This is a genomic window from Kocuria sp. UBA1838 (assembly GCF_002338785.1).
GTDB classification, from domain to species: domain Bacteria; phylum Actinomycetota; class Actinomycetes; order Actinomycetales; family Micrococcaceae; genus Kocuria; species Kocuria marina.
This window is the reverse complement of record NZ_DDIY01000009.1, coordinates 43,046-49,270: the sequence shown is the minus strand read 5'-3', so window position 1 is coordinate 49,270 and position 6,225 is coordinate 43,046. Positions and strand designations below refer to the sequence as shown.

General features: G+C 68.2%; 5 protein-coding genes. 3 read left to right on the top strand and 2 right to left on the bottom strand.

What is annotated here, in order from left to right:
• Positions 1 to 283: 283 nt before the first annotated feature.
• Positions 284 to 457 (bottom strand): hypothetical protein, encoded by a 174-nt coding sequence (locus B3I25_RS05025; protein WP_179861313.1) that lies wholly within the window; start codon positions 455 to 457, stop codon positions 284 to 286.
• 339 nt (positions 458 to 796) lie between these two features.
• Here B3I25_RS05025 and B3I25_RS05020 point away from each other — a divergent pair, with 339 nt between their 5' ends.
• The 3 genes from B3I25_RS05020 (at position 797) to B3I25_RS05010 (ending at position 4,518) form a co-directional block, all read left to right on the top strand.
• Complete coding sequence (locus B3I25_RS05020) at positions 797 to 1,531, top strand: glutamine amidotransferase (RefSeq protein WP_085108798.1); 735 nt, start codon at positions 797 to 799, stop codon at positions 1,529 to 1,531.
• Between the two features lie 223 nt (positions 1,532 to 1,754).
• On the top strand, positions 1,755 to 3,089 hold the full coding sequence (locus tag B3I25_RS05015; RefSeq protein ID WP_286738078.1) for a CPBP family intramembrane glutamic endopeptidase: 1,335 nt from the start codon (positions 1,755 to 1,757) through the stop codon (positions 3,087 to 3,089).
• Positions 3,079 to 4,518 (top strand): M18 family aminopeptidase, encoded by a 1,440-nt coding sequence (locus B3I25_RS05010; RefSeq protein WP_286738077.1) that lies wholly within the window; start codon positions 3,079 to 3,081, stop codon positions 4,516 to 4,518. The genes B3I25_RS05015 and B3I25_RS05010 overlap by 11 nt, the downstream gene beginning before the upstream one ends.
• Before the next feature lie 92 nt (positions 4,519 to 4,610).
• Here B3I25_RS05010 and B3I25_RS05005 read toward each other — a convergent pair whose 3' ends face one another.
• A complete protein-coding gene (locus B3I25_RS05005) occupies positions 4,611 to 6,026 on the bottom strand; it encodes a glyceraldehyde-3-phosphate dehydrogenase (RefSeq protein ID WP_144999321.1) in 1,416 nt (471 codons plus the stop codon).
• Positions 6,027 to 6,225: the final 199 nt, after the last annotated feature.

Genomic DNA, 6,225 nt, shown 5'->3' with positions numbered 1-6,225 from the left:
TACTGCGCCCGCGCGGTACCCTGCGCCTGGATCAACGCGTCAAACGACTCGATCCACTCCTGCGTCTCCTGAACATCAGCGTCCTGAAGATTATTCGTCAACCCACTCAAAATGTGGTGATTGCTTGAAGGCTGCATGTGTTGTTCTCCTGCCATGAGAGGCGGGGCAGTTCTGACCGTGCGGTTGTCGGTCCCCGGGTGGGGGTCCGGCCACCGCACGTGAAGGACATGTGCGAACCGCGCCCCTCCGCTCATCGCGTGAGGACACGGTTGGCGGCGGAAAATCAGTGCTCGCCCGCGGTCCCGGACTTCTTGGAGTCCAGGGGCGCCGGGACCACTTCACCGGATGCGATAATGCACGGGATCTCGTTGCCCTCGGAGTCCACGAGCTTACCATCCTTGACGGTGTCACCTTCCCGCAGGTGATTCTGGAGGTGCTCGATGGATGCGATGGGCACGAAGCGCGGCGGGGCCTCGACCCGTACGGGCGCCCGGACACGAGTTCCTCGATCCAGCGCTGGACGTCCAGGGCCGGTCCTACGGCCGCGACGGCGGCTTCACGATCGAGGCTGTTGAACTCGATCAAATCCACGATCCGTCCTCTGGTATTTCGTGATGTGAAATCTAAATTTCATTTAGGAACAGCGAACTGGGTCACACGGGGTAAGTCACCGAGTGGAACCACGTTTCTTCCGAGTAACCGCCGGACTCTTCCACGGGTGTCATCGAAGCGTCGGAAAGCGGCCTCGTCCCCGGGCAGTTTGCATCCCGAGGCCCCCGTGGCATAGGTGTAAGCCATGAAACCGTTCGTGCTGCTGGCCACCCGTGATGACAACGTCCTCGCGGACGAGGAATACCGGGCCGTGGCCCACTTCGGGGGCCTCGAAGAGGACCAACTCGAACGCATCCGTCTGGAGTCCGGTGAGTGGCCCGCGCTGGACCTGGACAGGTACAGCGGGATCATCGTGGGCGGGTCGCCGTTCAACTCCTCGGACCCGCCGGAGGAGAAGTCCAGGGCGCAGCGCGTCGCTGAGACCTGGATCAGCGCCCTGCTGGACGACGTCGTGGCCCGAGACTTCCCGTTCCTCGGCGCGTGCTACGGCGTGGGCACCCTGGGGATCCACCAGGGGGCCAAGGTGGACCGGTCGTGCCACGAGGACGTGGGTCCCATCACCGTGAGCGTGACCGACGAGGGGGCTCGGGATCCCCTACTCGTGCAACTGCCCCGCGAGTTCAGCGCGTACGTGGGGCACAAGGAGGGCACCCGCGTGCTGCCGCCCAACGCGGTGCTGCTCGCCACTGGGACCGCGTGCCACGTGCAGATGTACCGGATCAAGAACAACCTCTACGCCACCCAGTTCCACCCCGAACTGGACCCCGAGGGGCTCGTGAGCCGTGTGCGCGCGTACAAGGACCTGGGGTACTTCCGGCCGGAGGACACAGACACCGTGATCGACCGGGTGGTCAACGGTCCCGCCGTGGACCAGGCCCCGCGGATCCTACGGGCGTTCGTGGAGCGTTACCGGCGTTGACCCGCCCGGATCGAGGCGTCTGATCACGAGCCCGGTCGTCAACGCCCCGGGGGGGGGGGCGGACCACCCGGGACTTCCGGTACCATCGGGCGGATCCGCCCCGGGCTGGCATCTCATACCGCGGTCGGAATTCGCCGGTTCCCCGTCGGAGCCACCCCGGATTCACGGCCAGCACCCTGCACAGAGGGCCCTGAGCGTCCCCCGTGACGGCTACCGTGGAGTCATGAGTCACGCCAGCGCACCGTGGTCCCGTCCGTCGCCCCCCGTCCAGGATCCGCCACGGACCCGTAGCCTCTTCTACCACCGTTTGGCGCACGCGGACCCCCGCCACCGCTGGTGGATGCCGCTCGTGGAGGGGCTCATCCTGCTGGCCGTCCTCCTGCTTCTGACCATCGTATTCCTGCTCGTCATGGTCTTCGCGGCCCCGGAGCGGATCGACGGGGACCTGCTGGCCATGAACCAGCTGGACCCCGTGGTGTTCTTCATCCTCTTCGGCTCCGTGGTCCTCATGCTCCCCAGCGCCCTGCTGGCCCGGCTGGTGCTCGGCCCGCGTCCCCTGGGGCTGCTCTTCTCCGTGACCGGGCGGATTCGGTGGAAGTGGCTGCTCACGTGTTTCGTGGCGGCGGTCGCGATCTACGCCCTGATCAACGCGATCGCCGTGGGCCTGGAACTCGCCGCGGGCGGCAGGCCCGTGTCCTTGCAACCGGCCCCCGGTTTCTGGTGGCTCATGGCCTTGCTGATCTTCGTGGTCCCCCTGCAGTGCGCGGCGGAGGAGGTCGTGTTCCGCGGCTACCTGGCCCAGACCATCGGCCGGTGGCTCAAGCACCCCGCGTGGGCCATCCTGCTCCCGGTGCCGCTGTTCGTGCTCGGTCACGCGTACGACATCTGGGGGCAGCTCTCGGTGGGGATCATGGCCGTGGCCATGGGCATCATCACGTGGCGCACCGGTGGTCTGGAAGCGGCGATCGCACTGCACGCCGTGAACAACATGACGGTGTCCCTCATGGCCATGGTGGGGCTCACGGACATGAACGACACCTCCGGGGCGCCCACGGACCTGATCGCGGTGACGCTGATCAACGGTGGTTACGTGGCACTCGTGTTCTGGCTCGTGCGCCGCAACCGGTCCGTGGCCGTGACTCGCACGATCGTCCTGCCGCCACTCCCGCAACCGGCCCGGCTTCCCGAGCTCGGCCACCGGCCCTCTCGGTTGGCCGAGGACGCCTCGGGCCTGGCGGCCTACGTCCTGGACCCGGCCACGCAGCGCTACCTGGTCCTGCCGCCGCAGTACGGTCCGTACTCCGTGCGGGACGGGCAGGGCCGCTACGTGGGTCTGCTGGACACCCGCACCGCTCACGGCGCGCACACGGGGGACGACGTCGCTCCCGCAGTGCCGGGCGAGCCCTGGGGCGATACCTTGAGCGAGAGCACTTCCCGGCCCAACGGTTCCGATTCACACGGTACGGCGACGCCTCCCTCGCCCGGTGCAACGCCGCCGCCCGCCACCCCGGGCGAGCGGGATGTCGCCCCCACCTACACTGGGCGTCATGACGGATAGCTCGCACGAATCCACCACCCCGGCCGACCCCGCCAACGGGACGCCGGAGCCCGGCCCCGAAGCTCCGGAGGCCGGCTTCGCGCGGGCACTGGGTGAGTGCATCACGGCCTCGCCCAGCTCGTTCCACGCCGTGGCCACGGCTGCCGCTGCGCTCGACGCCGCGGGGTTCACCGCCCTGGACGAGACCCGGCCGTGGTCGGACCTGTCCGCGGGCGGCTACTACACCGTGCGCGACGGCGCCCTGATCGCGTGGGTGATCCCGTCCGGTGCCGCACCGGGTGCGGGGTACCGGATCCTGGGGGCTCACACCGATTCGCCGGGGTTCAAGCTCAAGCCCCGACCCACCACCGTGACGCACCGGTGGTACCAGGCGGGTGTGGAGATCTACGGCGGTCCCCTGTTGAACTCGTGGTTGGACCGGGATCTGCGCTTCGCCGGCCGGCTCGTGTTGCGTGGCCGTGACGGCGGGACCCGGCAGGTCCTCACCGCGACCGGCCCCGTGGCCCGGATCCCGCAGTTGGCGATCCACCTGGACCGCAGCGCGAACGAGGGTCTCACGCTCGACAAGCAGCGTCACGTGCAACCCGTGTGGGGAGTGGGACAGGACCAGGACACGGACGTCCTGACCGTGCTCGCGGATGCCGCGAACGAGTCGCGCGGAACGCGCCGGACGACCGTGACGGGTGCACCGGGTGCCCCGGCCGGCGACGATGCGTCGGCCGAACCGATCACGGCGTCGGACATTCTCGGCTACGACATCGTCGTCGCGGACTCCCAGGCCCCGGAACTCATCGGCGCGCAGCGCACGCTGCTCGCGAGCGGCCGCCTGGACAACCTGACCTCCGTGTTCGCGGGCCTGCGTGCCCTGATGGAACACGCCCACGACCTCGAGAGCGCGGAGCACGTGAGCGTGCTCGCCGCGTTCGACCACGAGGAGGTCGGTTCGGCCACCCGCTCGGGCGCCGCCGGCCCGTTCCTCGAGGACGTGCTCGTGCGCATCAGCGCCGCGCGGGGCGAGACCACGGACGAATACCGGCGCTCGCTCGCGGCCTCCGTGTGCTTGTCCTCGGACGCGGGGCACCTGGTGCACCCCAATTACCAGGGTCACCACGATCCCGTGAACACCCCCGAGCCCGGGGGAGGGCCCCTGCTCAAGATCAACGCGCAGCAGCGCTACACGACCGATGCCACGGGTGCGGCCGAATGGGCCCGGGTGTGCGAACGGGCCGGAGTGACTTACCAGGAGTTCGTCTCCAACAACACCGTGCCGTGCGGCTCGACCATCGGACCCATCACCGCGACCCGTCTGGGCATCCGCACGCTGGACGTGGGCGTGGGGCTGCTGTCCATGCACTCGGCACGCGAGCTCGTGCACACCGGGGACCTGTACGCCCTGTACCGGGCGGTCGCCGCGTTCTGGCGCCCGTGAGCGCAATGACGCCGCCCCGGCGACCTTCACGCGGAAGGTGGCCGGGGCGGCGTCGTCGTCGAGCGCACCAGCGGCGCGCGGGACCCTGACCCTTACGGGAGTTGGAGCATAGAGATGTCCGCCATGCGGGCCATCACGCGCACCACCTGGCACGAGTAACCGAACTCGTTGTCGTACCAGACGTAGAGCACCACGGAGTTGTTGTTCACGATGGTCGCGAGTCCGTCCACCACGCCGGCGCGGCGGGAGCCCACGAGGTCCGTGGAGACCACGTCCGGGGAGTCCACGTAGTCGATCTGCTTGCGCAGCGGCGAGTTCAGCGAGATGTCCTTGAGGAACTCGTTGATCTGGTCCTTGGACTCCGGGGCGTTCTCCAACTGCAGGTTGAGGATCGCCATGGACACGTCCGGGGTGGGGACGCGGATCGCGTTACCGGTGAGCTTGCCCTTCATCACGGGCAGCGCCTTGGCCACGGCCTTGGCGGCACCGGTCTCGGTGATGACCATGTTCAGGGCGGCGGAACGGCCGCGGCGGTCACCCTTGTGCCAGTTGTCGATCAGGTTCTGGTCGTTGGTGTAGGAGTGCACGGTCTCCACGTGACCCTGGATGATCCCGTACTCGTCGTTGAGGACCTTGATCACGGGTGTGATGGCGTTCGTGGTGCAGGACGCCGCGGAGAGGATGGTGTCCTCCGGGGAGATGTCCTTGTCGTTCACGCCGCACACGATGTTCTTCATGTCGCCCTTACCGGGGGCCGTCAGCAGGACCTTGCCCACACCCTTGGACTGCAGGTGCTGGGAGAGGCCTTCCTCGTCACGCCACACGCCGGTGTTGTCCACGACCAGGGCGTTGTCGATCCCGTACTCGGTGTAGTCGATCTCCGCCGGGGAGTTGGCGTAGATGAATTGGATCGGCACACCGTTGGCGGTGATCACGTTCTTGTCCTCGTCCACGGTGATGGTCCCGTTGAAGGGGCCGTGCACCGAGTCGCGGCGCAGCAGCGAGGCGCGCTTGACGAGGTCGTTGCCGGGCTTGCGGCGCACCACCACGGCGCGCAGGTTCAGCCCGGTGCCGTCGTTGCGGTTGAGCAGGATGCGAGCGAGCAGGCGCCCGATGCGCCCGAAGCCGTAGAGCACGACGTCGCGGGACCCGGGTTCGTTGCGCCCGCGCTGGTCCACGGCGGGAGCAAGGGCCTCGCGCAGGTACGCCTGCAGGTCACCGCTGCCGGCCACGGTGTAGCCCTGGTAGAGCTTGGCCACGTCCACGTTGCACACGCCGAGGTTGAGCTCGCCCAGCGTGTGGACGATCTGGAGGGTCTTGTCGATGGGCATTTCCTCGCCCAGGATGCGGCGCGTGAAGCGGTGGACCTTGATGATCTCCGTGACGGACTTGTGGACCAGGGAACGGCCGAACACCGTGGTGACCACCTTGTTGCCGCGGTGCAGCTGACCCACCAGGGGGACCAGCTGCTCGGCAAGGGCTTCTCGTTCGGACCACGTGGCGCTCATGAGCATCCTTCTTCCTCGGCCCGGACGTCGTCGTGAGGGCCGTGTTGGGGGTCGCGCGGCGGTGCGCTGACTCGGGTGATGGCGCGCGCGGGAGCGGCGCTGCTCGTCGTGGCCCCAAGTTTACGGTGCGCGGGGGTCTTCTCCCGCCCGTGCGGCGTCGTGACAGCCCCGGTGACTCCCCGCACGCTTTGCTAACGTG

Excerpts from the sequence above, each read along its gene's own strand:
- B3I25_RS05015 (WP_286738078.1), top strand. The coding sequence starts at position 1,755 with ATGAGTCACGCCAGCGCACCGTGGTCCCGTCCGTCGCCCCCCGTCCAG.
- B3I25_RS05020 (WP_085108798.1), top strand. The coding sequence starts at position 797 with ATGAAACCGTTCGTGCTGCTGGCCACCCGTGATGACAACGTCCTCGCG.
- B3I25_RS05005 (WP_144999321.1), bottom strand. The coding sequence starts at position 6,026 with ATGAGCGCCACGTGGTCCGAACGAGAAGCCCTTGCCGAGCAGCTGGTC.
- B3I25_RS05010 (WP_286738077.1), top strand. The coding sequence starts at position 3,079 with ATGACGGATAGCTCGCACGAATCCACCACCCCGGCCGACCCCGCCAAC.